The organism is Rhodococcus sp. SORGH_AS_0303 (assembly GCF_030819335.1).
Taxonomy (GTDB): Bacteria; Actinomycetota; Actinomycetes; order Mycobacteriales; family Mycobacteriaceae; genus Rhodococcoides.
This window is the reverse complement of record NZ_JAUTBO010000001.1, coordinates 3,901,707-3,925,663: the sequence shown is the minus strand read 5'-3', so window position 1 is coordinate 3,925,663 and position 23,957 is coordinate 3,901,707. Positions and strand designations below refer to the sequence as shown.

General features: G+C 68.0%; 26 protein-coding genes. 13 read left to right on the top strand and 13 right to left on the bottom strand.

The genetic code is table 11. The annotated features are described in order from the left end of the window. Positions 1 to 17 precede the first annotated feature (17 nt). The 4 genes from QE449_RS18635 to QE449_RS18620 all read right to left on the bottom strand — a co-directional run bounded on the left by QE449_RS18635 (position 18) and on the right by QE449_RS18620 (position 5,095). Positions 18 to 1,340 carry an FAD-binding protein gene (locus QE449_RS18635; RefSeq protein ID WP_307095827.1) on the bottom strand — a complete coding sequence of 441 codons (1,323 nt, stop codon included), beginning with the start codon at positions 1,338 to 1,340 and terminating at the stop codon, positions 18 to 20. Positions 1,341 to 1,377: 37 nt separating this feature from the next. Continuing rightward, positions 1,378 to 2,376, bottom strand: a complete 999-nt coding sequence (locus QE449_RS18630) for a phosphotransferase family protein (protein ID WP_307109754.1) — start codon at positions 2,374 to 2,376, stop codon at positions 1,378 to 1,380. Positions 2,377 to 2,393: 17 nt separating this feature from the next. Further along, positions 2,394 to 3,605 (bottom strand): acyl-CoA dehydrogenase family protein, encoded by a 1,212-nt coding sequence (locus QE449_RS18625; protein WP_307109358.1) that lies wholly within the window; start codon positions 3,603 to 3,605, stop codon positions 2,394 to 2,396. Between the two features lie 68 nt (positions 3,606 to 3,673). Beyond that, positions 3,674 to 5,095 carry a DUF1254 domain-containing protein gene (locus QE449_RS18620; RefSeq protein WP_081821078.1) on the bottom strand — a complete coding sequence of 474 codons (1,422 nt, stop codon included), beginning with the start codon at positions 5,093 to 5,095 and terminating at the stop codon, positions 3,674 to 3,676. A gap of 108 nt (positions 5,096 to 5,203) precedes the next feature. Here QE449_RS18620 and QE449_RS18615 point away from each other — a divergent pair, with 108 nt between their 5' ends. Next, a complete protein-coding gene (locus tag QE449_RS18615) occupies positions 5,204 to 6,253 on the top strand; it encodes an ABC transporter substrate-binding protein (RefSeq protein WP_373428318.1) in 1,050 nt (349 codons plus the stop codon). Between the two features lie 24 nt (positions 6,254 to 6,277). On the opposite strand, the gene QE449_RS18610 is transcribed toward QE449_RS18615, so the two are convergent. Next, entirely contained in the window at positions 6,278 to 6,646 is a 369-nt protein-coding gene (locus QE449_RS18610) for a DUF202 domain-containing protein (protein WP_222639995.1), read from the bottom strand. Beyond that, a complete protein-coding gene (locus tag QE449_RS18605; RefSeq protein WP_285189858.1) occupies positions 6,643 to 7,017 on the bottom strand; it encodes a YidH family protein in 375 nt (124 codons plus the stop codon). Before QE449_RS18605 ends, QE449_RS18610 begins: the two co-directional genes overlap by 4 nt. Positions 7,018 to 7,098: 81 nt before the next feature. On the opposite strand from QE449_RS18605, the gene QE449_RS18600 reads away from it, so the two are divergent. The 4 genes from QE449_RS18600 to QE449_RS18585 are packed head-to-tail and all read left to right on the top strand — an operon-like array spanning position 7,099 to position 9,813. After that, positions 7,099 to 7,266, top strand: coding sequence for a hypothetical protein (locus QE449_RS18600; protein WP_307109357.1), 168 nt, complete (start codon positions 7,099 to 7,101; stop codon positions 7,264 to 7,266). Beyond that, entirely contained in the window at positions 7,230 to 8,444 is a 1,215-nt protein-coding gene (locus tag QE449_RS18595; RefSeq protein WP_307109356.1) for a DUF1214 domain-containing protein, read from the top strand. Before QE449_RS18600 ends, QE449_RS18595 begins: the two co-directional genes overlap by 37 nt. Then, on the top strand, positions 8,441 to 8,782 hold the full coding sequence (locus QE449_RS18590; protein WP_222639982.1) for a helix-turn-helix domain-containing protein: 342 nt from the start codon (positions 8,441 to 8,443) through the stop codon (positions 8,780 to 8,782). The genes QE449_RS18595 and QE449_RS18590 overlap by 4 nt, the downstream gene beginning before the upstream one ends. Continuing rightward, complete coding sequence (locus QE449_RS18585; protein WP_307109355.1) at positions 8,779 to 9,813, top strand: NADP-dependent oxidoreductase; 1,035 nt, start codon at positions 8,779 to 8,781, stop codon at positions 9,811 to 9,813. The genes QE449_RS18590 and QE449_RS18585 overlap by 4 nt, the downstream gene beginning before the upstream one ends. 23 nt (positions 9,814 to 9,836) lie before the next feature. Here the strand turns inward: QE449_RS18585 and QE449_RS18580 are convergent, their stop codons facing one another. The 6 genes from QE449_RS18580 to QE449_RS18555 are packed head-to-tail and all read right to left on the bottom strand — an operon-like array spanning position 9,837 to position 16,022. After that, positions 9,837 to 10,550, bottom strand: coding sequence for an alpha/beta fold hydrolase (locus QE449_RS18580; protein WP_307109354.1), 714 nt, complete (start codon positions 10,548 to 10,550; stop codon positions 9,837 to 9,839). Positions 10,551 to 10,607: 57 nt separating this feature from the next. Next, on the bottom strand, positions 10,608 to 12,539 hold the full coding sequence (locus QE449_RS18575; protein ID WP_307109353.1) for an FAD-dependent oxidoreductase: 1,932 nt from the start codon (positions 12,537 to 12,539) through the stop codon (positions 10,608 to 10,610). Then, positions 12,536 to 14,137, bottom strand: a complete 1,602-nt coding sequence (locus tag QE449_RS18570) for an MFS transporter (RefSeq protein WP_307109352.1) — start codon at positions 14,135 to 14,137, stop codon at positions 12,536 to 12,538. The genes QE449_RS18575 and QE449_RS18570 overlap by 4 nt, the downstream gene beginning before the upstream one ends. A 49-nt stretch (positions 14,138 to 14,186) precedes the next feature. Next, entirely contained in the window at positions 14,187 to 15,224 is a 1,038-nt protein-coding gene (locus QE449_RS18565; protein ID WP_307109351.1) for an ABC transporter substrate-binding protein, read from the bottom strand. A gap of 31 nt (positions 15,225 to 15,255) precedes the next feature. Next, on the bottom strand, positions 15,256 to 15,627 hold the full coding sequence (locus tag QE449_RS18560) for a hypothetical protein (protein ID WP_307109350.1): 372 nt from the start codon (positions 15,625 to 15,627) through the stop codon (positions 15,256 to 15,258). Continuing rightward, positions 15,624 to 16,022, bottom strand: coding sequence for a nuclear transport factor 2 family protein (locus tag QE449_RS18555; protein WP_307109349.1), 399 nt, complete (start codon positions 16,020 to 16,022; stop codon positions 15,624 to 15,626). The genes QE449_RS18560 and QE449_RS18555 overlap by 4 nt, the downstream gene beginning before the upstream one ends. A gap of 86 nt (positions 16,023 to 16,108) precedes the next feature. On the opposite strand from QE449_RS18555, the gene QE449_RS18550 reads away from it, so the two are divergent. Next, positions 16,109 to 17,179, top strand: coding sequence for an acyl-CoA dehydrogenase family protein (locus QE449_RS18550; RefSeq protein WP_307109348.1), 1,071 nt, complete (start codon positions 16,109 to 16,111; stop codon positions 17,177 to 17,179). Here QE449_RS18550 and QE449_RS18545 read toward each other — a convergent pair. Further along, complete coding sequence (locus tag QE449_RS18545; protein WP_307109347.1) at positions 17,169 to 17,345, bottom strand: hypothetical protein; 177 nt, start codon at positions 17,343 to 17,345, stop codon at positions 17,169 to 17,171. The two genes, QE449_RS18550 and QE449_RS18545, sit on opposite strands and share 11 nt — an antisense overlap. On the opposite strand from QE449_RS18545, the gene QE449_RS18540 reads away from it, so the two are divergent. Genes QE449_RS18540 through QE449_RS18510 form a run of 7 tightly spaced genes read left to right on the top strand, consistent with a single transcriptional unit; the run spans position 17,335 to position 23,952 of the window. Further along, positions 17,335 to 18,123, top strand: coding sequence for an enoyl-CoA hydratase/isomerase family protein (locus QE449_RS18540; protein WP_027504435.1), 789 nt, complete (start codon positions 17,335 to 17,337; stop codon positions 18,121 to 18,123). The two genes, QE449_RS18545 and QE449_RS18540, sit on opposite strands and share 11 nt — an antisense overlap. Before the next feature lie 55 nt (positions 18,124 to 18,178). Next, a complete protein-coding gene (locus QE449_RS18535) occupies positions 18,179 to 18,583 on the top strand; it encodes a Zn-ribbon domain-containing OB-fold protein (RefSeq protein WP_027504434.1) in 405 nt (134 codons plus the stop codon). Beyond that, positions 18,580 to 19,731, top strand: coding sequence for a thiolase family protein (locus tag QE449_RS18530; RefSeq protein ID WP_027504433.1), 1,152 nt, complete (start codon positions 18,580 to 18,582; stop codon positions 19,729 to 19,731). Before QE449_RS18535 ends, QE449_RS18530 begins: the two co-directional genes overlap by 4 nt. Positions 19,732 to 19,762: 31 nt before the next feature. Then, complete coding sequence (locus tag QE449_RS18525) at positions 19,763 to 20,971, top strand: acyl-CoA dehydrogenase family protein (RefSeq protein ID WP_307109346.1); 1,209 nt, start codon at positions 19,763 to 19,765, stop codon at positions 20,969 to 20,971. Beyond that, positions 20,968 to 21,939, top strand: coding sequence for a phosphotransferase family protein (locus QE449_RS18520; protein WP_222639922.1), 972 nt, complete (start codon positions 20,968 to 20,970; stop codon positions 21,937 to 21,939). Before QE449_RS18525 ends, QE449_RS18520 begins: the two co-directional genes overlap by 4 nt. Before the next feature lie 52 nt (positions 21,940 to 21,991). After that, positions 21,992 to 23,194 carry an acyl-CoA dehydrogenase family protein gene (locus QE449_RS18515; RefSeq protein WP_042575773.1) on the top strand — a complete coding sequence of 401 codons (1,203 nt, stop codon included), beginning with the start codon at positions 21,992 to 21,994 and terminating at the stop codon, positions 23,192 to 23,194. Beyond that, a complete protein-coding gene (locus tag QE449_RS18510) occupies positions 23,191 to 23,952 on the top strand; it encodes an SDR family NAD(P)-dependent oxidoreductase (RefSeq protein ID WP_027504429.1) in 762 nt (253 codons plus the stop codon). Before QE449_RS18515 ends, QE449_RS18510 begins: the two co-directional genes overlap by 4 nt. Positions 23,953 to 23,957 lie beyond the last annotated feature (5 nt).

The following is a 23,957-nucleotide window of genomic DNA, read 5'->3' as shown; positions in this document are numbered from 1 at the left end:
TCATCCTTCCCGAGGGGTCACCCGGCAGTCTCCGCGGCGACGAGTCCGAGCACCAGAGCGGCCGCCAGACCGCCTGCGTACGCGCGGTTCCACAGGCCGCCCGTGTCGGAACCGGCTGCCAGCAGGCCCGGAATCGGCTCGCCGTTCGGTGTCAGAACACGGGCGTCGCCGTCGACTCTGACGCCGTGAAACGGGAAAGTGACGGCCGGGACGGCTTCGATGACGTAGTAAGGCGGTTCGCTCAGCGGGCTCGCATCCAGCGCTCGGCCCGGCACAGGGCCCTCCGCCGACGTGGTGGACTCGTTGAAGTCGGCGATCGCGGCCGCGATGGCGGCTCCGTCGTATCCCCAGTCCTCCGGTAGGTATTCGAGCTCCTCGAGCGTGTCCGCTCGTCCGACCCGACCCCCGCGCTTGCTCGCCAGTGCGAACTTGTCGACGGCCACGGCGCCCTCGACGTACGACGCCAGGACCCAGTCCCGGTGCACGCGAGCGTCCGCCACGAGAAGCCCGCGTGCCTCGCGCCGGTCGAGCAGAGCCATCGTCGTCAGGTGATCACCGAGTGTCTCGTCGACGAAGCGCGTCCCGTCGAGATCGAACAGGAGCGCGTGTTCGCTGTAGTACAGCGACATGTCGACGAAATCGGACGGGTCCGTCAGGGTCACCCCGCTGGGAATCAGGTGCCCGTAGAAGCCGGCGTTCATCGCACCGGCGGCAGCGCCGACGCTCTCGGCGAGTGTCAGGCCCACGCCCGTGCTGTGGGGGTTCGAGCGCAGTTGCATGCGCCCTGCATTCGGATGAACGTGCTTCTCGAGCAGCGCTGCGGACCCCTGGAAACCGCCCGTGGCGAGCACGGTGTGCGCCGCCCGCACGTCCTGTGGTTCCGCGGTGCCGGTCCGGATCACCGCGCCGGTGACGACGCCGTTCTCGAACATCAGGCTCTCGGTGCACGTGTTCAGAAGGACCGATCCGCCGGACTCGAGGACGATCCGCCTGCACAGATCGACGTACTGGTTGGTGTCGAACTTGTGTCCTCGCCCGAAGGACAGGATTCGCTGCGCATCGCCCACCTCCACACCGGTGTCACGTAACCACTGCACGCCGTCCTGGAACCGGTCCACCAGCAGTCGCCTCAGGGCAGGGTTGCCGTGCGGGTTCTGTGCGTCCATGACGGTGTGATCCGGTGCCGTCCAGACGTATCCGGCATAGCGCGCGGATCCGCCGACATCCGCACCGACCTCCACCACGACGACGGATCTGCCTGCGGACGCGGCGCGGGCTCCGGCGGTCAGACCGGCCATCCCGCCGCCGATGACCAGTACGTCGCACTCGATGTCGTTCATTGCTGTCGGCCTCTCGATCAGAAGTGGTGTCTGCGGGTCACCGTGAGAACGCGCGCAGCCCGGCTGCGGCGAATTCGACTGTGGCGTGGGCGGCTGCTGCGGCGGTGCCGTCCGTGTCGTCGGAGGTGGCGGCGCGGTGTGCGATGCCTTCGGCGATGACGGCGATCTTGAAGTCGGCGAGGGCGCGGTAGAAGTTCCAGTGGGCGAGGTCGCGTCCGGATACGGCGGCGTAGTGCTGGGCGAGGTCGTCGGCGTCGGGGTAGCGGGGGGAGGTCCAGGCGGCGTCGACGCCGAGGACGGTGTCGAACATGGGTTGCCGGTAGGCGCACATGAGGGCGATGTCGGTGAGGGGGTCGCCGAGGGTGGACATCTCCCAGTCGACGAGTGCGGCAACGGTTCCGGGTTCACCGTGGGTGAGGATGGTGTTGTCGACGCGGTAGTCGCCGTGCACGATGGCGGCGGCGCAGTGGGTGGGGACGGCGTCGGTGAGGGCCCGGTGGAGTCGGTCGATGTCGTTCAGGTCGCGGGTCTTGACGCGGTGCCATTGCCGTCCCCAGGTGGCGACCTGTCGGGCGGTGAATCCGTCGGGTCTGCCGAAGTCGGCGAGTCCGACTTCGTGGTGGTCGACGGCGTGCAGCGCGGCGAGGACACGGACGAGTTCGCTGGTGTTGGCGGCGATGTCGTCGTCGGTGAGGGCGTCGAGGTCGGTGCGGGTGCGCACGACCTGTCCGTGGACGAACTCGACGACGGTCATCGGAGCTCCGAGGGTGGCGCCGTCGGCGTCGAAGGCGACGGCGGTGGCGACGGGGACGTCGGTGCCGACGAGGGCGCGGGTGACGGTCCACTCGCGGGCCATGTCGTGGGCGGAGGGGGTCAGTCCGCTGACCGGGGGGCGCCGCACGATCCACGAGGTGGTGTCGTCGTGGGCGCGGTAGGTGAGGTTGGACCGGCCTCCGGCGATGCGGTCGACGCGCAGGTGCCCGGTGATGTCGATGCCGTTGTCGCGCAGGAACGTCTCGAGTGCGGCGATGTTCATCCCGGGGAGCGTGGTGGTCACGGCTGTTCCTTGGCGGCGGCGCGGCGGGCGGCGCCGACGGCGCGTTTGGCGATGGCCCACCGGTGCACTTCGGAGGGTCCGTCGTAGACGCGGAAGGGGCGGACCTCGCGGGAGAGTCGGGCGAGGGGCAGGTCGTCGGAGACACCGAGTCCGCCGCACATCTGCACGCCGCGGTCGACGATGCGGAAGATGGCTTCGGCGGCGAAGGTCTTGGCGATGGAGGTCTTGTTGCTCGCGGGGTCGCCGAGGTCGAGTGCGTGGCAGGCGGTGACGAGCAGGGCGCGGGTGGCGGCGATGTCGATCTCGTTGTCGGCGATCATCTTCTGCACCATGCCGAGGTCGCCGAGGCGGCTGCCGAACCCTTCGCGGTGGGCGACGTGGGCGACGGCGACGTCGTGTCCGCGTCGGGCGGCGCCGAGCCAGCGCATGACGTGGGTCATGCGGGCGGGTCCGAGGCGGACCTGGGCGTAGGTGAATCCTTCGTCGACGGCGCCGAGGACGTTGTCCTCGGGCACGACGACGCGGTCGAAGGTGACGTCGCAGTGCCCGCCGATCATGGCGCGGTCGAGGGTGCTGATGTGGCGGCCGACGGTGATGCCGGCGGTGTCGGCGGGGACGAGGAACATCGTGGCGCCGCCGCGGTCGCCGGGGGTGCCGGAGGTGCGGGCCATGACGATGAAGAATCCGGCGCCGTCGGCGCCGGTGATGAACCATTTGTGGCCGTCGATGCGCCAGCCGCCGTCGGTGCGGGTGGCGGTGGTGGTGAGGGCGGAGGGGTCCGAGCCGGCGCCGGGTGCGGGTTCGGTCATCGCGAACGCGGACCGCACGTCGCCGCGGGCGAGGGGGGCGAGGAACTGTTCCTTCTGGGCGGGGGAGGCGACGTGGGCGAGCAGGTGGACGTTGCCTTCGTCGGGTGCGCCGATGTTCGTCGCGATCGGTCCGAAGAGGGAGTAGCCGGCTTCCTCGAACACGGGGGCGCGGTCGCTCATGGACAGTCCGCCGCCGCCGTACTCGCGGGGCGCGTGGGGAGCGAAGACTGCTGCGTCCTTCGCCGCGGCCTGCAGTTCCCGGCGTAGGTCGTCGCCGCCCGCGGCGGTCACGTCACCGAGGAACTTGTCCTCGATGGGCAGGACGTGCTCGCGGGTGAACGTGCGGGTGCGCTCGATCCACTCGCGGACGACGGGGTCGTAGGTCAGATCGATCGCCATGGTGGTTCCCTTTCACATGGTCCAGGAGCGTTCGCTCGGTGGGGTCGTGCTGAGACGTGGTTCGAGGCTCACGGGCACGTAGGTGACGGAACCCTCGACGGATCGACAGGCGGCGGTGACCAATGTTCGGTCACCGCGTCTTCGTGAGGTCGATACATGCGTAGTACCAGGAAGAACGGACGTGGTGGGGCGGGAAGCCAGGATTCCCGACTATCGAGGTCATCGGGTCTCGCGTACCCGACCACGATGCGAGAGGGAGTGGACACCACACCGTCCGACGAGGTGGTCGATCCGACGGAGAACACGTCGCCGGGTGCGTCGTACAGCCAGCCGGTATCGGCCTCGTACAGGGTGACGCTCCAGAACGCCTCTGCGGGTGGGGGTTCGGAGAAAGAGATCTCGTAGGTGCAGCCTTCGAGGCCCGTCAGTGCGTTCCCGTCGGAGTCGACGTACGTGTTGTACGAGCAGTTCTCCTCGACGACGTTGGCTCCGAGCCCCACGAAGTTCATGACGGCGCGTGCCACGAAGTTGTGTCCGTGTGCGCCCTTGTCGAGTACCCGCGTCCACCCGGACGCCGTGCGCCGCCCGAGGCGGGATCGGGACGTGTCGAGCAGGGACATGGCGCGTGTGAAGCCGAGGTCGGCGCCTCGTGACACCACCTCGTCGAGATCGCCGACCTCCGGCGTACCGGGACCGACGTTCAGCTGACGGAACTGGTGAACGTGCGACACATCCTGCACCGGAACACCGTTGACGGCCACCACGGCATCGAGGGCCGTCAGGAACGCGGCGGCGGACGACTCCACCTCCTCCCGGAGCAGCACGGGCCACGAACGGGAGCGGGGAGGTGGACCGGTGAGGGCGACCGAGTCCTGCAGTGTCCTGACCGTGTCGATGTCGTCGGGAGCGCCGTGAACCTGGATGCGCATGAGCAGCCACATCAGCGGGGTGGACACGGGGAAGGACACGACGTCGGACGACCGCGCGGTGTCGGGGTCGTCCTGGCCCGGCGCGATCACCACGATCCTGCGTGGACCGTCCGGATGCGTCCGCGCGCTGACGTTGCTCACGTTGCTGTGGGCGTCCAGGAATTCGAGGGTGTAGTACCTGCCACCGAAGTCGGGTAGCTCGATGGTCACCGGTCCGTCGGTCAGATCCAGCCAGGCATTGGAGTAGACCGTGTCGACGTTCGGAACCCGGAACTGGCGGAAATCCGAACCGGCCGTGCTTCTCTCGTGGACCAAGGTGTTGACGGACCACGGTGCACCGTCGGCATCCGGAGCGCACTGTGCACACATGCTCGCGTACTGGTAGACGGCGGGCACGCCGTACAGCACTGCCTGCTGCGCGAGCACGGACGCGAATGTGAGCGCCTCGTCGGCGGCCACGGGTCGGACGTCGTCGGACGTCGATTCCTGGTACTGGTCGGTTCGAGCAGGGTCGTACGGCGTCGGGCCACTCACGGTGGCCGCTTCTCGTCCTCGAGTCATCCGACACTCCTTCACCCGGCGCACCGACCTGTACGCGCACCCGCCATCGCTCTTGACTCTGCCCACCCTACTTGGTGAACTGAGGTCAGTTCAACAAAGGAGATGGACATGAGTGCTCTCGGTAGATCGATCCGGACGACCACGATCGCTGTGGTCGGGGTGGTGGCGCTGACGATGACGGCGTGCGGCAGCAGCGGTGGAGGGGGTACCTCTCCGGTGGAGGGGAGCTGGGACGACGTCGTCGCCGCGGCGAAGTCCGAGGGGTCGGTGATGTTGTACTCGAGCCAGAACACCACGATCCTCGACAGCGTGAAGAAGGCCTGGAGTCAGACGTACCCCGAGATCACTCTCGATTTCGTTCGCGGAACGGACGCGGATCTGAATCCTCGTGTCGAGACCGAGAACAAGACCGGCAAGGGCACTGCGGACGTACACGTGGTCACGGACACGGCATGGATCGCGTCGGCGGCGGAGTCCGGCGCGTACTCCCAGTCTCTGAAGGGCGACGCGTTCGACGATCCGGACTACGGACGGGACCGCAGCGTCAAGAACGACAGGTTCTTCCTCGACGTCGCCGCCACCTTCGGCATGGGGTGGAACACGGGTACCGTGCCGACCGGACTCACGGATCCGCGCGATGTCCTGCGCCCCGAGTACCGAGGCAAGGTGGGCGTGGTCAACCCCGTCGGCATCGCGTCCTACGTGGATCTCTACCGCTTCTACCGCGAGAACTTCGGCGACGATTTCGTGGATCAACTCGCCGAGCAGCAGCCTCGTATCTACCCGAGCTCGCTGGGGGTCGCGCAGGCACTCACCTCCGGTGAGGTCGTCGTCTCCCCCATGGTCCAGCCTCTCGTGCAGGAGGTCGCGTCCGGAGCTCCGGTGAACTGGGCGCTCCCGACGCCGTCGTGGGGAACACCGTTCTACGGTCACGTCACGTCGGTCGCGCCTCATCCCAACGCTGCGCAGGTTCTGGCCGACTTCCTGGTCAGCCCCGAAGGTCAACGAGCGCAGGCGATCGGGGTCGCGACTGCGCTGCCCGGTATCGACGGCGCGACCGCCGACGCCCATGACATCGCCGGGCCCGATCCGACACAACTCACTCCCGAGTTCATCGAGCGGGAATCACGTGAGTGGGAGCAGAAGTTCCAGGGCTGACCGAGCCACGGAACGGCCCCGGGCTCAGTGCCCGGGGCCGAACGTCACGGTGCGGGCCACGATCAGTGCCAGGACGCCGAGACTCGCAGTGAGGACTGCCAGTACGTGAGCGCGCGCCGGGATTCCTCGCGGCGCGTCCGGGCCGGCGTCCGCGCGCCTGCGCTTCCGTCGCCGAACGATGTCGACGACGAGCGCAGCGACGGCGCCGGTCAGTACGACGCCGGCGGCTACAGCCGTCGGTACGTCACCCTGGTGGGTGGCCAGGCGCAGACCCACCAGGGCGCACACCGCCACCGAGCACTCGGTGCGCCGCCAGGCGAGCGCCGTCCGTTCGACCTGGAGACCACCGTCCCCGAGTGCGCCCGCTGGCCTGTCCTCGGGTGGTCCCGTCACGAGAAGACCGACCAGACGACCAGCGCTGCGGCCACCGCCAGCAGGACGGCCAGGGGTGCTCCGACACGAGGGGACGGAAGCGGCCGATTACGGCGCAGGCTCGATTCGACTGCGCCCCAGGCCCACCACGCGTGCAGCGGCAGAACGACGGAGCATCCGATCAGCAGCACCGATGCGATGCGTGCGGGCGTCGTGTCCCCTCCGACCTCGAACACGTCGAGCGCGACTCCGGCTGCCATGAACGCCAACGATGTTCGAATCCACGCGAGGTACGTCCGCTCGTTCGCCAGGCTGAACCGTGCGTCCGGTTCGGCACCGACGGCGTAGACCCGGCGCGGGCGCCGACGATCGTGCGCCTCCTCCTGGGACATGACTTCTCCTGACGGTCGAGGGCTCGCAATGTCACTGAGAGTCCCTAGCCTAATCGAACTCACTTCAGTTATGGTCGTGGTGTGACTGCACCCGACTGCTCGGATGGTGGCGACGAGCTGTTCCGCGACGCGCGCGCGCTGCAGATCTGGGGATTTCCGCTCGTCTTCGCTCAGCGACTGCGTCTCCGGTTCACACCCCGCTGGAGCCTGACGTGGACCGGCCGCTCACATCGGCGGGTGCAGCGCTGAACACGATGGGCCATCAGCGCAGGTTGTCCGATCCCACCCTCACCGCAGGAGTGGCTCCCAACGTGGACACGCTCTACTCACTGGCCTTCGTCGACCTCGATGTCGGGTCGTTCACGCTTCGAATGCCCGATCTCGGTGACCGCTACTACTGCATTCAGCTAGGTGAGGCCGACTCGACGACCATCGCGGTACAGGGTCAGCGGACACACGGGAGCCGTTTGCCGACACTGCATATCGTCCGCTCGGGCAGCGAGGTGGTCATGGCGGACGACGAACTACTGGTGGCCTGCCGAACACGTCATGTCATGGTTGCAGTGCGCATCCTGGTGCGACCGGACGATGCCGAGGATCTCCGGCGAGTGATCGCCGTGCAGGACGCCATCGTGCTGGACGGGCCGCGTGCGCCCGGAGCTGCGTGCGACGCTGCCACCCGCACGCTCGTCCTCCGTGAACGCGATGACGAACTACGCGATCCGGAAGCCTTTCTCGACTCGCTGGACCACGCCGTCGCCGGTGTCGCGGCGGCGGACGTGCCACCCGCGGTCCGCGAGAGCTTGGCGCGACTGCGTAGAGCGCTGCACGCAGGGGAACAGTTCACGCGAGCACGTTCGCAGTTCGCAGCAGGGTTGTCCGACGGCCTGGATGCGATCGCCGACCGGGTGAGGTCGCTGGGCCGGACGACGAACGGCTGGTCGGTCAACGAACTCGGCACGGATTTCGGCGACGACCATCTTCTGCGCGCGGCCGTCGCGTTGTCTCAGATCTACGTCAACCCGGCGGACGAGGCGCTGTACCCGGTGTGTGAGGTGGACGACGGTGGGCGCCCCTTGTCGGGTGCGCATTCCTACGACATCACTTTCGCCGCCGGCGAGGCGCCGCCGGCGCGCTTCTTCTGGTCCCTCACCGTCTACCACAAGCGAGGACTGCTGTGCGAGAACTCGATCGGCCGATATGCAATCACCGACCGGACGCCCGGCGTGACGGTGGCGCACGACGGATCCCTGACCGTTCGACTCGCGTCGACCCCGCCCGCGGAAGGGACGAGCAACTGGCTCCCGACTCCGTCCGGAGACTTCCGGTTGATGCTGCGGCTGTACGGACCCTCGGACCGGGCGTGGAGCCCGCCAGTCGTGCGGCGGACGCCCGCCAGGTCGTCTCGGACCGTGGGGGACCGATGACCGACACGCGATCCGGAGGGATCGAACTCGGACCGGTATCTCGACGGGTGTTGTGCGAGTTCGCATCCTGTGGCCGCGGACCCCTGCCGAGCACCACCGCGGTGGCCCGTGCTCTCCACATCAGCGAGCCGCACCTACGGCGCCTGCTCGCCGGTGAGTCGACCACTCTGGGTGCTCTGCGTGCTCGACACGACGCCGCCCGCGCGGTGGAGGCGCTTCGGCGCGGCGAGGCCCTGGACATCGTGTCGGCCCGATTGGGCTACTCGGAACCACGGGCGTTCCGGCGCGCCTTCCGCCGGTGGACCGGGATGACGCCGAGCGCGGTAGGTGCGGCATGACCGGGGTGATCTCGACCCGTCATGTCGTGTTGCGCTCGTGGCCGAACGGCGCACTGACGAGTGGTGACCTCGAGGTGGTGGAGGCGCCGGTGCCCGAGCTCCGTTCCGGCGACGTGCTCGTCCGCAACACGTGGCTCTCGATCGATCCGTCGATCCGCATCCGGCTGTCGAGGCAGACGCCGGGAGGCTATCTGCCGCCCTTCGCGCCAGGGCAGGCACTGGAAGGTCTCGCTCTCGGCGTCGTCGAACGATCGGAAAGCTCCGCTTTCGCTGTCGGTGACATCGTCACTCACACACTGGGTTTCCGTGAGCACGCCCTCATCTCGGCCGACACCGCGACGATCGGCGGCTACGGGTCGCCCACCGTCGTCCGTCCGGGCGGTCTGCCCGAACAGTGGTTCCTCGGGCCCCTGGGCAGTTCCGGTCTCACCGCGTACGCGGGGATGATCGGCATCCTCGACGTGGGGCCCGCGGACACGGTCTGGGTGTCGTCCGCTGCCGGTGCGGTCGGTGGGCTCGCGGCGGGACTCGCGGTGGCACGAGGGGCCACCGTCATCGGATCGGCAGGGTCAGCGGCCAAGGTGGCCCATCTGCGAGCGTCCGGCCTGGCGGACGCCTTCGATCATCACGAATCGCTGCCCGCGGCGGTGGCCGCCGCGGCGCCCGACGGCATCGACGCGTACTTCGACTGTGTGGGCGGTGATCACCTGACTGCAGCGATCGACGCACTTCGACCGAACGGACGTATCGCGATGTGCGGCCAGATGTCTCAGTACGACGCGGCCGAGGCGCCGAGTCTGCCGGGCAATCTGTTCCAGTTCGTGTCGAAGAACCTGTCGATGCGGGGATACCGGGCCGGATCGTTCCTGCATCTCGAGGGCGACATGCGCGCGGAGATCACGTCCCTCATCGATGCGGGCCGTCTCGGGTACGACGAGTGGGTGTTCGACGGTCTCGACGCAGCTCCGGCCGCGCTGGTCTCGATGCTGGCAGGGGAGAACACCGGCAAGACACTCGTCCGGCTGGGATGACCCCGCGGCTGCACCGTCGGAGCTCAGTCGGCGGTGAGAGAGTCGAGCACAGCCGCGAGCTGGTCGGGGACACTGATCATCGGCATGTGTCCGGAGTCCATGTGGACGACGCGACCCGACCGGGCACCGGCGCGGACCAGCGCTGACGAGGCTTCCTGCAGTTCCGGCGGGTAGCACGTGTCCCTCGTCGTCCGGATGTAGGCGCGGGGGACGTCGACCCGGAGGCCGGAGAGATCGACGGTCTCGGTGAGCAGAGCGCCGGAGTCGTCGACGAGCTGCTCGAGTGTCCACGCGGTCTGTTCGTCGTCCATGTCGTTGCACAGCATGGCCTGTGCCCCCTCGGGGCCCTGGACGTATCTGCCGTCCACGATGGACGCCTTCACGATGTCGCGAACCGCAGGATCGATCCCGTCGATCACCGCCGTGCCGTCCGGCGGGACCACCGCGGCCAGGAAGACCACGTGCCGGACACGGTCCTGCAGCCTGTCGAGGACGCGGGGCACGGAGACTCCGGCGAACGAGTGGGCCACCAACACGATGTCGGTGACGTCCTCCCGCTCCACGTCCGCGACGATCGCGTCGGCGCAGTCCTCCAGGGTGACGGTGCGGAGGTCGACGTCCGCGCGTGTGCCGCGCCCCGGAAGGTCGACCGCGACGACTCGCCCCGTCAGCAGTGGCGCGAGGCGGTCCCAACACGACGCGCCCATTCCGGCACCGTGCACGAGTACGAACGACATGATGTGCTCCATTCTCTTCATGATTCGTCGGTGGTGCGGTCCAGCGGCACCGGCAGTCTAGAGTTCTGCGCCCGCCCGATAGCCCTCTGCGATCGCGTGACCGATGCGCCGTGGTGTGACGCAATCTCCGATGACACTGACGGTGGGGCCCGCGTCGAGTCCGAAGGACGACACTGCCACTCGCGGCTGGTGCCACACGATCGCGGCGTCCTCGTAGGGCCGGTCGCCGGTCCCGAAGACCGGACGCAAGGTCACTGGATCAGCAGGGTCGTCGGGGACGTGAAGGGCGTGCGCGATCTGGAAGTCGACCCCCGCGTCACCCAGTCGATCGAGCAGCGGTCCGGCACTCTCGGCGGGAATTCGGGACGCGAGAGCGGTGAGCGTCGTGGCCACGGTGACCTCCCAGCCCCGCTGCGCCAGGGCTTCGGCCGCGCTGTAGGCCGGCCAGAACCCGTCACCGTCGTCGAACACCACCACCCGGCCCGCGTCGCCCGACACCCGGCCGAGCAGAACGTCGTCGACGCTGTAGGCGGTGCGCTCTCGGAGCAACGGGGTCAGGTCGACCGGACGCGATCCGGTCGCCACCACGATGTGGTCCGACGCGGAGCGAATCTCGGCCAGGTCGTCCTCGCCGATTCCGGCCGCCAGGTGAACATCGACCTTCAGCCGACGCATCTCCCGTTCCAGGTAGTCGACGATGTCGATGAGCGTCGCCCGGTGCGGCGCCGAGGCAGCCACCCGCACGGATCCGCCGAGGGCACTGCCCTTCTCGAACACCGTGACTCGGTGGCCCCTTCCCGCGGCCACGCGAGCGGCTTCGAGACCCGCGGGGCCGCCGCCGATCACGATGACGTCCTTCGTGGCGCGGGCACGTCGACCGACGTCGACGTGTCGACCGCGCCCGATCTCGGCATTGACAGCGCAGTGCAGATGCGGGTCGAAGGCCCGGCAGTCCTGGTTGACGCCGAGGCAACCGCGTATCTCGTCGAGGCGACCGGTTCGGGACTTGTTCGGCAGTTCGGGGTCCGCGATCAGCGCGCGTGCCATGCCGACCATGTCCACCTGTCCGGTCTTGATGGCGTGGTCCGCGACGCCCGCATCGCGTATTCGCTGTCCCACGAGAGTCGGTGTCCCGGTCGCTGCTCGGACCCTCGCCGCCGACGGGATCGCGACCGCGTCCGCGCCGGTGGAATCCTTGACGTACTTCCCGCGGGTGCCGTGGGTGATGCTGAAGTAGTCGACGCCGACCGCGGCCACGTTCTCGGCGATGCGAACGCAGTCGTCGATCGTCATTCCGCCGGGGATCTCCTCCTCCCCGCTCAGCCTCACTCCGAGCGCGAGCCCTGCGGGCATCTCCGACCGCATCGCCTCGATCACCATGCGGGTGAAACGCATTCGGCCGTCGAACGAGCCGCCGAAATCGTCCGTCCGTCGGTTCGTCAGTGGGGACATGAACTGAGCGGGGAGATACCCGTGCGCAGCATGGAGCTCCACCCCGTCGACACCTGCTCGCACCAGGTTTCGCGTCGACGTACGCCATCCCTCGACGATGTCCTCGATCTCCGCGACCGACAGTTCGTGGGGTGGGTAGGCGTCGCGCGCGGTCTTGATCGCCGAGGGCGCGGAGGGTGGCGCATCCGATTCGCCGCCGATGAACTCACGTCCGAGATGGCAGAGTTGTCCGATGAACAGTGCGTCGTGGCGATGCGCAGCAGACACTTTGGCCGCTGTGCTCGGAATGATCTCGACCCGGTAGGCCTCGATCAACTTGCGCGATCGCAGCGTCGTCGTCGGGTGCACGACCGTGGCACCCCCGATGATCAAGCCCACTCCACCCGCGGCCAGGCGCTCGACGTGCTCGGTGTCCCCGTGAGTGGGCACACCGTCGACCGCCATCGACGTGCCCGCCGGGAGTGCGACCAGTCTGTTCTTCAGCGTGAGTCCGCCGATTCGGATCGGTGAGAAGAGGTGGGGAAAGTGGTCGTTCATGCGGACTCGGTTCTGTCGGCGGGTGTTCTGGGGCGGACGAGGACTCGAACACGTGGTTCCTCCGCCAGGTCGAGCGCGAGATCCGTTCGGACGAGCCGTTCCGGAACGGTGAGACGCACGGTCTCCTGGGCGGAGTACTCGGCCCAGTTCCTGAAGGTGCAGAACTCGACGTACGTCGAGGCGGAGTCGCTCACCCTGGTCAGTGCCCATCGCGATGCGCCGAGGCGCAGGCGCGACGACCTCAGACGAGTCATGGCGTGGACGAAGTGGTCCGCCCGCTGCGGACGGACCACGTACGTCGTCTCGACGACGATCGTCGCGCCACGATGACCCGGTTCGAGTTCCGGCGGTCCGGCGGCACCGGACGGGTCGGGCGCGATGGAGTCGCTGGGCAGAATGCCTCGGCGCAGCAGTCCGATCGACGACACCGACATCGTGACGGCGGAGAGAGCGACAGCGGAGACGAGCCCCATCGTGTCGGCGAGGAACCCCCACAGAAGGGCACCGACCGCTTGGCTGCCCTGGAACGTCAGCATCACGACGGCGATGACTCGGGCCTTGATCCACGGTGGCATGACCGCGTGCGTCGCGATCATCCACGTGCTCTGCACGCCGACCCAGGCTGCGCCGACCATCACCAGTAGAGCGAACACGACCGGCATCCACGGCACGAAGGCGAGACCGAGCAGAACCAGTGCGTACGCGGCAGAACCCAGGGCCGCGAACACGTTCCAGCTCAGGCATCGTCGCAGCGGCATCGAGGCGATGGTGCCCGCCACCGCGCCGACACCGATCGCCCCGGACAACACTCCGAACTCGAGCGTCGTCACGTGGAGCATCTCGTACGCCACGAGCGGCAGCAGAGCCCACAGGCAGCTCGCCGGCAGGCCGAACATCACGACACGGAACAACAGTCTCCGCGTCCATCGCGAATGACGGATGAACCGCAGACTCGTCGCCACCGATTCGAGAACCGACTCGGTCCTGGGAACTCGCCCGGACCGAGGCGGGATCTGACCGGCCGCCAGGACGACGCAGATCGCGAACACGACCGTGACGAGAGCGAAGGTCGAGGTGGCGCCCCATGCGGCCAGGAGTGCCCCGCCGAGTACCGGACCGATGGCGCGTGCACCGTTGAAGATGGCGCCGTCGATCGCGGGCACGACGGTCATCATCTCGCGGCTCGCCAGCGTCGGCAGCAGCGATTGCCAGACGATCGCCACCGACGCCAGACCGCACCCCGACAGGAACACTGCCGCCATCAGAACCGGCATCGTCGCGAGGTCGAGGACCTGGAGCACCGTGAGCGCTGCCGACGTGACCAGCAGCCCGATCGCCGTGCCGGTCAGCAGAGTTCGATGGCCGGCGTGCTCCGCTATCGCGCCGAGGGGGAGGGAGAGTAGAAAGAAGGGCAGGCTGGCGGCGAACTGGACGCCCGACACTGCGAACGCGGATTCTCCTGCTCGAGTCAGGGTCCACTGGACCGCCAGAACCAGGATCCAGATCCCGATGGCGGCGCCGAGTTCGAAACCCAACATCATGCGTAATCGGCGCACACGCAACGGCGTCAGGAGTGTGACGGTCGGTGGTCGTGTCATGGCCTGTGCCCCTTCGCCGCCCGCCGGCATCACCGGATGAAGCCCGACGTCACCGGATGAAACGCTGTTCCCACTCCGCCTGGTACTCGGTGACCGCTGCGGGGTCGAGGTCCGCGGGGTCGGTCAGTGCGAGGTCCTGTGCGCGTCCGACCGACTCCGGGATGTTCGGCAGCACACTCGCGTACCCCTTCGACAACGCCTGCTGGCCCTCGGGGGAGACGAGGAAGTCGGCGAGAAGTTGCGCTGCATTCGGGTGCGGTGCGGACGCGAGAACATGGGAGTAGTAGGGGGCGCCCCACGCCGGGTCCGGCCTGAACCACCCGACGGGTGCGCCTGCCTCCTGCTCGCGCACGAGGGGTTGGACCATCGGCGTGGCGATGATCTCTCCGGACCCGAGGCCCTGTGCGACGGCCAGAACACCGGGATAGACACGTGGCTCGTTCTGCGCGAGTTCGTCGGTGTAGTCGGGCGACCAGTTGCGGTCGAAGAACCGGAACTGATCGGTCACGGCGGCGAAGCCCGCAGGATTGACGACGCCGATACGTCCGCGCAGTTCGGGAGCCAGGAGATCCTGCGGACTGTCGAGTCCGTCCGGTAACGCCGTGGTGTTCCAGCCGAGCCCCAGAACGGCGGCGCTGGTGAGGAAGAGCTTGTCGTTAAGCACGCTGGTGTCTCGACCGTAGTCGGGGTTGTCGAACGAGGGGCCGACGACGTTCACCGAGTGCTCGCCCGAGTCTGCGGCCGCGCGGATCCACGCGGGGTCGGTGGTCATGTGGACGTCGCCGATCCCGCGCCCGGACTTGTGCTCCGCATCCACGCGGGGGTTCAGTTCGACGTCGGAACCTCGTGTGAACTCCACCGTGATGCCCGGATACGTCGCTTCGAATCCGGCTTTCACCGAGGCGAGGTTGTCGGGGTGCTGCGACGAGTACAGGTAGACGGATCCCTCGTCCTTCGCCGCGGCGACCACGTCGTCCCACGTGCCCGACACCGGTCCGGACGCTGTCGCCCCACCGCTGCAGGCCGCCGACAACCCGACTGCGGCTGCCGATGTCAGCGCCGCGAACGTACGACACCACGTGGTCATGAGGGTCTCCTGTCAGTTGTGGTCGACGGCGTCAGTCGAACGCGAGTTCCGGTGTCCGGCAGATGAGCAAGCGGCGTATCGAGCCGGCCGCGTCGACCGACGCCGTCGCGTTGAAGGACGCCTCGAAGTCGCCGTCTCGCGTGGTCCGCCCCAGTACGAGTTCCACGTCGCCCACCCGGGATCCGACGTCGATGTGATGGACGAGGGTGCTCTTCTCACGCTGGGCGAGGTAGAGGACGAGTCCCTCTCTGTCGCCGACGAATTCGGCGGACGCTCCCTCGCCACGGGAGAACTGCACGGACATCCGGAAGTCGTCCGTGATCATGGTCAGCACCCGGTCGGGATCTTCGGAGTCCATGTACGAGAACCACGTTCGCAGGACTCCTGTCGCGTCGGTCGTCATCGTCGTGCTCCTGTCTGGTCGGTCGAGGGCGCGTCGGAACCGGCCCACGGCACCAGTGCGTGGTCGGGATCGAACGACACCTGGTAGCGGTCGATCAGCCCGTTCTCGTCGAGGTGCATCGCCGCGACGAAATATCCCGTCACGACATCGCCGTGCTCGGTGACGGCTCCCTGGGCGAACTGGACGTCGCCGTCCTGTGCGCGTCGCAGCAGTCGATGCTGCCGGCCGACAGGGGGACGTCCGGTGAGGTAGTCGAGCATCGCGGCGCGACCGGTGCCGGCTCGGGCTCCCGTCGGGACGATCATCACGAAGGAGACGCTCTCCGCCAGCATGTCGGTCGCCTGCTCGAGCTCACCGCTGTCGAGGGTGGCGTAGTAGGACTCGATTCGAAGCATGAACCGAACTTAGTTCAAGAAAAGTCCGCATGTCTTCCATTTCGCCGATACTCTCAAAACAGAACTGAACTCGACTCAGGAGTGTTATGTCTGCAGCGATCGACGACGTCACCTACTCACCCTGGCCGGAGGCGGAGCCCGCGGGCCTGATTCCCGGGCCGGAGCAGACCGATCTCCGGTCCGCGATGCGCGCAGTACTGGCGCGGCACCGTGGGCGAGACGAGGGGGACCCGACGGCACTGTGGCGGACACTCGTGGACGACATGGCCGTGACCATGCTGTCCGTTCCCGAGGATCGTGGCGGCCTCGGGTACGGGATGACGGACATGGCCGTGGTCCTGGAGGAGTGCGGCCGAGCGCTCGTGTCGGAACCGGTGCTGTTCGCGGCCGGTGTCGGCGTGCACGCGCTGCTCCTAGCTCCGGCCGGAACTGTGGACGAGTTGCTGTCCGGTGCCCTCGCCGGTGAACTCCGCGTCGCGGTGCACCTGCCCGTGTCGCAGACGCGACGAGCGGCCACGCAGGTGATCACGGCCGACCACGCAGCAGACGGATGGCGTCTGAGCGGTGTCGCGACCGACATCGTTCACGGTGCGTCGGCCGATGTCGTCGTGGTCGGGGCGCACACGGCGGACGGCGCCCGAGTGTTCGCCGTACCCCTCTCCGACGCGGTGCGCGCCGTCCCGCGGACGGTCATCGACCCGACGCGGCCGCGCGCCGACGTGCACCTCGACTCGGCAGCGGCGTCCGTGCTCACCGAGGTGGCGGACACGGCCTCCGCTCTCGACGACCTGACAGCGCGAGCGACGATCGGGCTGGCGAGCGAGCACACGGGAATCGCCGATCGCATGCTGGAGATGACCGTCGAGTACGTCACCACCAGGCAGCAGTTCGGTCGGCCCGTCGGCTCCTTCCAGGCCGTGAAGCACCGACTCGCCGACCTGCTCCTCTCTCTCGAACGAGCGCGATCGGCATCCCGCTTCGCTGCTGCGCTCCACGACAGCTCCCCGGACCGTGCCGCGCTCGCGGTCGCGATCGCCGGCGCCGTGTGCACGGAGGTCGCGTCCGAGTCGGTCGCCGAGGCGGTGCAGCTGCACGGTGGCGTCGGCTTCACGTGGGAGCACCAGGCGCACAGATACTTTCGCCGAGCTAACCGGTGACGAGGCGCTGCTCGGCGATGCGGTGTACCACCGCCGCCGCATCGCCGACCTCATCGGACTGAACCCGGTTCGATTCGAGGGTTGACGCGCTCGACCCCATGCCGTAAAACTGAAGTGAATCCAGTTCAAATCGTGACGCAGCCCAAGGAGATCCCATGATCGACACCGACCACATCCTGCTCGAGAAGGACGGCGACGTCGCTCGCGTCTGGCTCAACCGCCCGCACAAGAAGAACGCGGTGACTCCGGAGCTGCTGTACCGACTCGACGAGATCATCGCCGAGGTCGACGCCGACCCGAACCTCAAGGTCCTGGTCCTGCGCGGTGTGAACAACACCTTCTGCTCGGGGTTCGACCTCGACATCCTGCTGTCCGACTACGTCGGCAGTACCAACGCCATGGACGTGGCCGTGCTCTCGGCCAAGGTCTGCGATCGCCTGTACTCCATGAACACGCCGTCCGTCGCGGTCCTCGAGGGCTACGTCACCGCCGGTGGGTTCGAGCTCATGATCTCCTGTGATTTCGCCATCGCCGACGACGACGCCAAGATCGGCGACTTCCACATCCGCCGTGCACTGTTCGGCGGCGCCGGCCCCATCTATCGCCTCCCGCGCATGATCGGCATCCGCAAGACCAAGGAACTGATGCTGACCGGCAAGCTGCTCTCCGGTGTCGAGGCTGCGGACTTCGATCTCATCAACGCGTCCGCGCCGGCCGCCGAGCTGGACAAGACCGTCGAGGAGTTCATCGCGCAGCTCACCGACAAGAGCCCGTTCATGATGAAGCTGACCAAGATGACGATCGATCGCGGCCTCGACGCGGACATCCAGTCCCTCATGGTCATGGAGCATCTCGCCGTGGGCAACGCCCTGCAGTCCGAGGACGGGCGAGAAGGCGTCACCGCGTTCCTCGAGAAGCGTGAGCCGAAGTGGGTCGGTCGCTGATCCTCAGCGAGACACGAACGAGGAACGACGGTCGGCGGGGAGCGGGAGGATCACGATGACGAATGGTCTCGGGACACAGCGGGTGGTGTTGCAGGGCAGTAGATGCACTGTGTGCGGCACGGTCGCGTACCCGGCGTCGAGTCTCTGCTCCCGGTGCGTCACGCCCACGGCAGAACCCGTCGACCTGAGTACGTCGGGCACCGTGTGGGCCCACACGGTGCAGCGCTTCCCGCCCAAGTCGCCGCCGTACGTGCCACCCGCGGGCGGGTTCACCCCGTTCGCGGTCGGCTGGGTCGAGTTGAGCGAGGGCATCCGCATCGAGGCGATTCTCGACACCGAGAACGTCGACGATCTGCACGGAGCGCTCGTCCACCTCACGGCCGTCGTGCCGGTTCCCCGGTTCGAGGTCGTCGCGGCCGGCCCGTCGTCCGCACCGAGCACACTGGGAGACACCGTATGAGCGAGTCCGTGGTCATCGTCGGAGTGGGATTGTCGAAGTTCGGTCGCCAGCCCGGTGTCAGCGGCCGAGCGATGGCCGTCTCGGCCATTACCGCCGCGCTCGCCGACGCGGGCATCGCCTGGCCGGACGTCGATGTGGCGTTCGGGGGCAGCGACTCCGCGGGCCTCGCCGACACGCTCGTCAGTGAACTCGGTTTCACCGGACTGCCGTTCACCAACGTGCGGAACGGCTGCGCCACGGGCGGCAGCGCCCTGTTCTCGGCGGTCAACGCCGTACGGGCGGGATCGGCGTCGATCGGTCTCGCAGTGGGCTTCGACAAGCACCCGCGCGGTGCGTTCGACCCCACGCCGGCGGAGTGGGGTCTGTCCGAGGGGTACGGCGAGGCGGGTCTGATGGTGACCACGCAGTTCTTCGGCGCGAAGATCTCCCGCTACATGCGGCAGCACGGCATCACCCCGGACACGCTCGCGCGCGTCGCCGAGAAGTCCTACCGCAACGGCGCGCTCAATCCCAATGCGTGGCGCCGCGAACCCATGTCGGCCGAGGCGATCGCCTCCGCCGACATGGTGAACGATCCCCTCACGCGGTACATGTTCTGTTCTCCCGGCGAAGGCGGTGCGGCCGTGATCGTGGCCTCACCCGAGGTGGCCGAGCGGCTGACGGGCCGGCCGATCCGGTTGCGCGCCATCACCCATCGGACGCGGCGATTCGGCTCGTTCGAGGTCTTCAGTCCGTCCGTCCAGGGCGTCGGCGAGCCGACCAGCGTCAGCGCGGATGCCGCGGCAGCCGCGTTCGAGCAGGCCGGGATCTCCCCGTCGGATGTCGACGTGGCCCAACTGCAGGACACCGAGAGTGGCGCCGAACTCATGCACATGGCCGAGTGCGGCTTCTGCGAGCACGGCGAGCAGGAGCAGTGGATCGCCGAGGGAGCCACCGAGATCGGCGGGCGTCTACCCGTCAACACCGACGGTGGGTGCATCGCGAACGGAGAACCGATCGGCGCCTCCGGTCTGCGCCAGGTGCACGAGGTGGTCACCCAGTTGCGCGGCGAGGCCGGCGATCGTCAGGTGCCGGGCGGGCCGTCCATCGGCTTCACCCATGTCTACGGGGCACCGGGCATCAGCGCCTGCACCGTTCTGTCCGTCTGAACTAGTCCGATCCGACCAGCGAGGTCAGTCCATGAGTACCAGCACCGTGTCGTCCGACGTCCGAGCATTCACCGCCGAGGCGACGGCGTGGCTCAGCAGCGTGGCCGCACCGCGGACCAGCACGACGTGGGGCGAGGGCTCCGACTCGGTGGCCGTCTTCGAGAACTGGACGCCCGAGGAGGAACGCCGGCACACGGACGTCATCCGCGACTACGAACGACGGAAGTTCGACGCCGGCTGGGGTCCGCTCGACTGGCCCGCGGAATACGGTGGACGAGATCTCCCGCTGTCCCACGTACTCGCCTTCCGCCGCGCGGAGGACCGGTTCGATGTCCCGCGCCGCACCGAGATGTTCTCCGTGACACAGCAACTGGTGGCACCCACGATCGAGAAATGGGGCACGCCGGATCAGCGCGCCACGTACGTGCGAGCGATGCTGCGCACCGACCTCATGGCCTGCCAACTCTTCTCGGAGACCGAGGCCGGTTCCGACCTCGCGGCCGTCCGCACCCGCGCGGTCCGTGACGGCGACGGGTGGGTGCTGAACGGCCACAAGGTCTGGACGTCGGGAGCCACGGTCTCGGACATCGGGGTGGCAGTGTGCCGCACCGATTCCTCGGTGCCTAAGCACAAGGGCCTCACCGTCTTCCTGGTCCCGATGGACGCGGAGGGCGTCTCCGTCCGCCCCATCCGGCAGATGACGGGTGGCAGCTCGTTCAACGAGGTGTACCTCGAGAACGTGCGGCTGACCGATGCGCACCGTCTCGGCCCGGAGGGGCAGGGGTGGCAGGTCGCTCTCACCGTGCTGGCGGCCGAACGACTCGACGGTGGCAACCTCGGACTGGCGAACGCCGACCGTGCCGTGGAACTGGCACGCAATCTGGGTCGGCCCCTCACCGAGATCGAGCTGGATCAGGTTGCCGATCTCGTCGTGCACAGCCATGTTCAGCGCGTCACCGCCATGCGCGTCGCCGGCGTCGTCGTCTCCGGACGCGATCCCGGCCCCGAGGCGTCCGTCGGCAAACTGCTCGCGACCACCACGATGTCCCGGACGTCGGCGGCGGTCCGGCGGATGCTCGGCTCCGATCTGGTGTCCGACACCGGTGAATGGGGCACGTTCGCCTGGACGGAACACGTCCTGGGCGCGCCCGGATACCGCATCGCCGGCGGCACCGACGAGATCCAACACAACATCATCGCCGAGCGCGTTCTCGGCCTTCCCCGAGAGCCGAGGCCGTGACCACCGACGACACGACACACTCCGCACTGCAGCAGCGCGTCGCCGCGAAGCTCGAGACCGGTGGCCTCGGCTCGCTGCGCAGCTTCGATCCACTCCTCGGAGGACACTCCGGCCTGACCTACCGCGTGCGGACCGACGACGCCGACTTGGTGGTCAAGGCCGTGCCCGCAGGGCAGCGCCCCGTCGGGCGCCACGACATGCTGCGGCAGGCGACCATCATGCGGGAACTCGCGGGTACGTCGGTGCCGGTGCCCACGATCGTGATGGTCGACGACACCGAGCCCTCCTGGTACGCCATGACATTCGTCCGCGGTGAGTCGCTCGAGCCTGTTCTGGACGATCCGGCCGTCGACCCGGAGCTCGCAGCAGCGCGCATGCGGCGTGCGGCAGCGGTCCTACCCGAGCTGCACGCGGTCGATCACCGAGCGGTGCCCGACGCCGGCCCCACACTCACACCGGGTGACGAACTCGCCCGGTGGGCTCGCACTCTGGGCGCCGTTCCACCGGAACTGGTGGAGGGCGGAGACAGACTGCTGAGCCTCCTCGGTGCCCGCGTCCCGGACGCGGTCTCGTCGACGCTGGTGCACGGTGACTATCGCCTGGGCAACCTGATCGCGGACGGCACCGAGCCGGTCGCGCTCATCGACTGGGAGATCTGGAGTGTGGGCGACCCCCGAGTCGAGCTGGGGTGGTTCCTCGTCTTCGCCGACGGCGACAACTTCCCCGGTGTCGGGCGGTCCGTCCCCGGTCTGCCGAGCGCCGACGAGTTGGTGGAGATCTACGCCGGTGCGGGACGTGACCTGCCCGACCTGCCGTGGTTCGACGCCCTGGGACGACTCAAGATGGCCGCCATCATGGGGCACAACCTGCGTCGTCACAGGGAGGGCCGTCATCACGATCCGGACCAGGAGAAGCTGCCCGCCACCATCTCTCGGCTGATCGACACCGGCACCGCCCTGCTCGCCTGAGCTCCCTCGCCCTCGTATCCACTCGCCCGATCCGTCCTCCAGGAGGCCAACCGTGGACTTCTCCTACAGTGCTCGTACCGACGCGCTGCTCGAGACCCTCGAGACATTCATGACCGACCATGTTCTGCCCGCCGAGAAGGTGTACGACGCGCAGATCGCGGCGAACACGAACAAGCACGAGCAGCCGGCGGTGATGCGCGAACTGCAGGAGACCGCGCGCTCGCAGGGACTGTGGAACCTGTTCATGACGCACGACGGGCTCGGGGCCGGACTCACCAACCTCGAGTACGCCCCTCTCGCCGAGGTGGTCGGGCGCTCGATCATCGGCAACGAGGCCATCAACTGCTCCGCCCCGGACACCGGCAACATGGAGATCCTCGCCATGTTCGGTACCGAGGAGCAGAAGAAGGACTGGCTCGAGCCGTTGCTCGACTGTCGGATCCGGTCCGCGTTCGCCATGACCGAGCCGGCCGTGGCCAGCTCGGACGCCACCAACATCACCTCGACGATCCGTCGCGACGGTGACGAGTACGTGCTCAACGGCCGAAAGTGGTACACCTCCGGCGTTCTCGACCCGGACTGCAAGCTCATCATCTTCATGGGCAAGTCGGATCCGGACGGTCCGACCTACCGCCAGCAGAGCATGATCCTGGTTCCCGCCGACAGTCCCGGGATCGAGGTCCTGCGCGATCTCCCGATGTTCGGTTTCCACGACCGTCTCGGGCACGGCGACGTCCAGTTCACCGATGTCCGAGTGCCGGCCTCGAACATGCTCGGAGCCGAGGGTGACGGTTTCGCCATCGCGCAGGGTCGTCTCGGCCCGGGCCGGATGCACTACGCCATGCGCGCCGTCGGCATGGCCGAGCGCGCTCTGGAGATGATGTGCCGCCGTTCGCTCGACCGAGTGGCCTTCGGTGCCCCGCTCGCCGATCGCGGTGTCGTGCGTGAGTGGATCGCACGCAGTCGTATCGAGATCGACCAGATCCGACTGTTGGTCCTGAAGTCGTCCTGGATGATGGACACCCGCGGTAACGCCTCGGCGCGCTCCGAGGTCGCCGCGATCAAGGTCGCGGCGATGGAGGTGGCGCACAAGGTGGTCGACCGTGCTGTTCAGACGTTCGGAGCGGCCGGTGTCAGCGACGATTTCGTCCTGGCCCGCCTGCACGCCATCACCCGCGCCCTCCAGATCGCAGACGGACCGAGCGAGGTCCATCTCCGCACCATCGCCCGCCTCGAGACGAAGAAGTACCGATGACCGACATACATTCCCTCACCGGCAGAGTGGCGCTCGTGACCGGCGCGAGCCGCGGACTCGGCCTTGCCATCGCTCGTGGACTGCGCGACGCGGGCGCCACCGTCGTGGTGTCCAGCCGCAAACTCGAGGCGTGCGAGGAGGCAGTCGCCTCCCTCGGACCGTCGACGGTGGGCAGCGCTCACGCCCGCGCTCTGCACGTCGGTCGCTGGGACGAGATCGAGCCCGCGGTCGACGCCATCGTCGACGAGTTCGGCTCACTCGACATCGTGGTCAACAACGCCGGCATCGCGCCGCTGTCCGAGAACCTCGTCGGAGTGACGGAAGGGTTGTGGGACAAAACCATCGAGGTCAATCTCAAGGGTCCGTTCAGGCTGATGGCAGTGGCCGGAGCGCGGATGGCGGCCGCCGGGCGCGGGTCGATCGTCAACATCTCGAGCATCGGAGCTGTTCGACCGAGCCCGCCCGAAGCCATGTACGCCGCGGCCAAGAACGGCCTCAATGCGCTGACCATGGCGTTCGCGCAGGAGTACGCGCCGCACGTGCGAGTGAACTGCGTGATGCCCGGGGGATTTGCAACGGACATGGCCGAGCACTGGGACGACGAGTTCGTCGGCAAGATCGTCGACCGGCTGCCGTCGGGACGTCTGGGTCGCCCCGAGGAGATCGCCGGTCTCGTCGTACATCTCGCGAGTGACGCCTCGTCGTACACGACGGGTGCCATCATTCCCGTCGACGGCGGCCGCACCGCGGTCTACTGAGGAGG

Excerpts from the sequence above, each read along its gene's own strand:
- QE449_RS18635 (WP_307095827.1), bottom strand. The coding sequence starts at position 1,340 with ATGAACGACATCGAGTGCGACGTACTGGTCATCGGCGGCGGGATGGCC.
- QE449_RS18630 (WP_307109754.1), bottom strand. The coding sequence starts at position 2,376 with ATGAACATCGCCGCACTCGAGACGTTCCTGCGCGACAACGGCATCGAC.
- QE449_RS18625 (WP_307109358.1), bottom strand. The coding sequence starts at position 3,605 with ATGGCGATCGATCTGACCTACGACCCCGTCGTCCGCGAGTGGATCGAG.
- QE449_RS18620 (WP_081821078.1), bottom strand. The coding sequence starts at position 5,095 with ATGACTCGAGGACGAGAAGCGGCCACCGTGAGTGGCCCGACGCCGTAC.
- QE449_RS18615 (WP_373428318.1), top strand. The coding sequence starts at position 5,204 with ATGAGTGCTCTCGGTAGATCGATCCGGACGACCACGATCGCTGTGGTC.
- QE449_RS18605 (WP_285189858.1), bottom strand. The coding sequence starts at position 7,017 with ATGTCCCAGGAGGAGGCGCACGATCGTCGGCGCCCGCGCCGGGTCTAC.
- QE449_RS18590 (WP_222639982.1), top strand. The coding sequence starts at position 8,441 with ATGACCGACACGCGATCCGGAGGGATCGAACTCGGACCGGTATCTCGA.
- QE449_RS18585 (WP_307109355.1), top strand. The coding sequence starts at position 8,779 with ATGACCGGGGTGATCTCGACCCGTCATGTCGTGTTGCGCTCGTGGCCG.
- QE449_RS18580 (WP_307109354.1), bottom strand. The coding sequence starts at position 10,550 with ATGTCGTTCGTACTCGTGCACGGTGCCGGAATGGGCGCGTCGTGTTGG.
- QE449_RS18575 (WP_307109353.1), bottom strand. The coding sequence starts at position 12,539 with ATGAACGACCACTTTCCCCACCTCTTCTCACCGATCCGAATCGGCGGA.
- QE449_RS18570 (WP_307109352.1), bottom strand. The coding sequence starts at position 14,137 with ATGACACGACCACCGACCGTCACACTCCTGACGCCGTTGCGTGTGCGC.
- QE449_RS18565 (WP_307109351.1), bottom strand. The coding sequence starts at position 15,224 with ATGACCACGTGGTGTCGTACGTTCGCGGCGCTGACATCGGCAGCCGCA.
- QE449_RS18560 (WP_307109350.1), bottom strand. The coding sequence starts at position 15,627 with ATGACGACCGACGCGACAGGAGTCCTGCGAACGTGGTTCTCGTACATG.
- QE449_RS18555 (WP_307109349.1), bottom strand. The coding sequence starts at position 16,022 with ATGCTTCGAATCGAGTCCTACTACGCCACCCTCGACAGCGGTGAGCTC.
- QE449_RS18550 (WP_307109348.1), top strand. The coding sequence starts at position 16,109 with ATGTCTGCAGCGATCGACGACGTCACCTACTCACCCTGGCCGGAGGCG.
- QE449_RS18540 (WP_027504435.1), top strand. The coding sequence starts at position 17,335 with ATGATCGACACCGACCACATCCTGCTCGAGAAGGACGGCGACGTCGCT.
- QE449_RS18535 (WP_027504434.1), top strand. The coding sequence starts at position 18,179 with ATGACGAATGGTCTCGGGACACAGCGGGTGGTGTTGCAGGGCAGTAGA.
- QE449_RS18530 (WP_027504433.1), top strand. The coding sequence starts at position 18,580 with ATGAGCGAGTCCGTGGTCATCGTCGGAGTGGGATTGTCGAAGTTCGGT.
- QE449_RS18525 (WP_307109346.1), top strand. The coding sequence starts at position 19,763 with ATGAGTACCAGCACCGTGTCGTCCGACGTCCGAGCATTCACCGCCGAG.
- QE449_RS18510 (WP_027504429.1), top strand. The coding sequence starts at position 23,191 with ATGACCGACATACATTCCCTCACCGGCAGAGTGGCGCTCGTGACCGGC.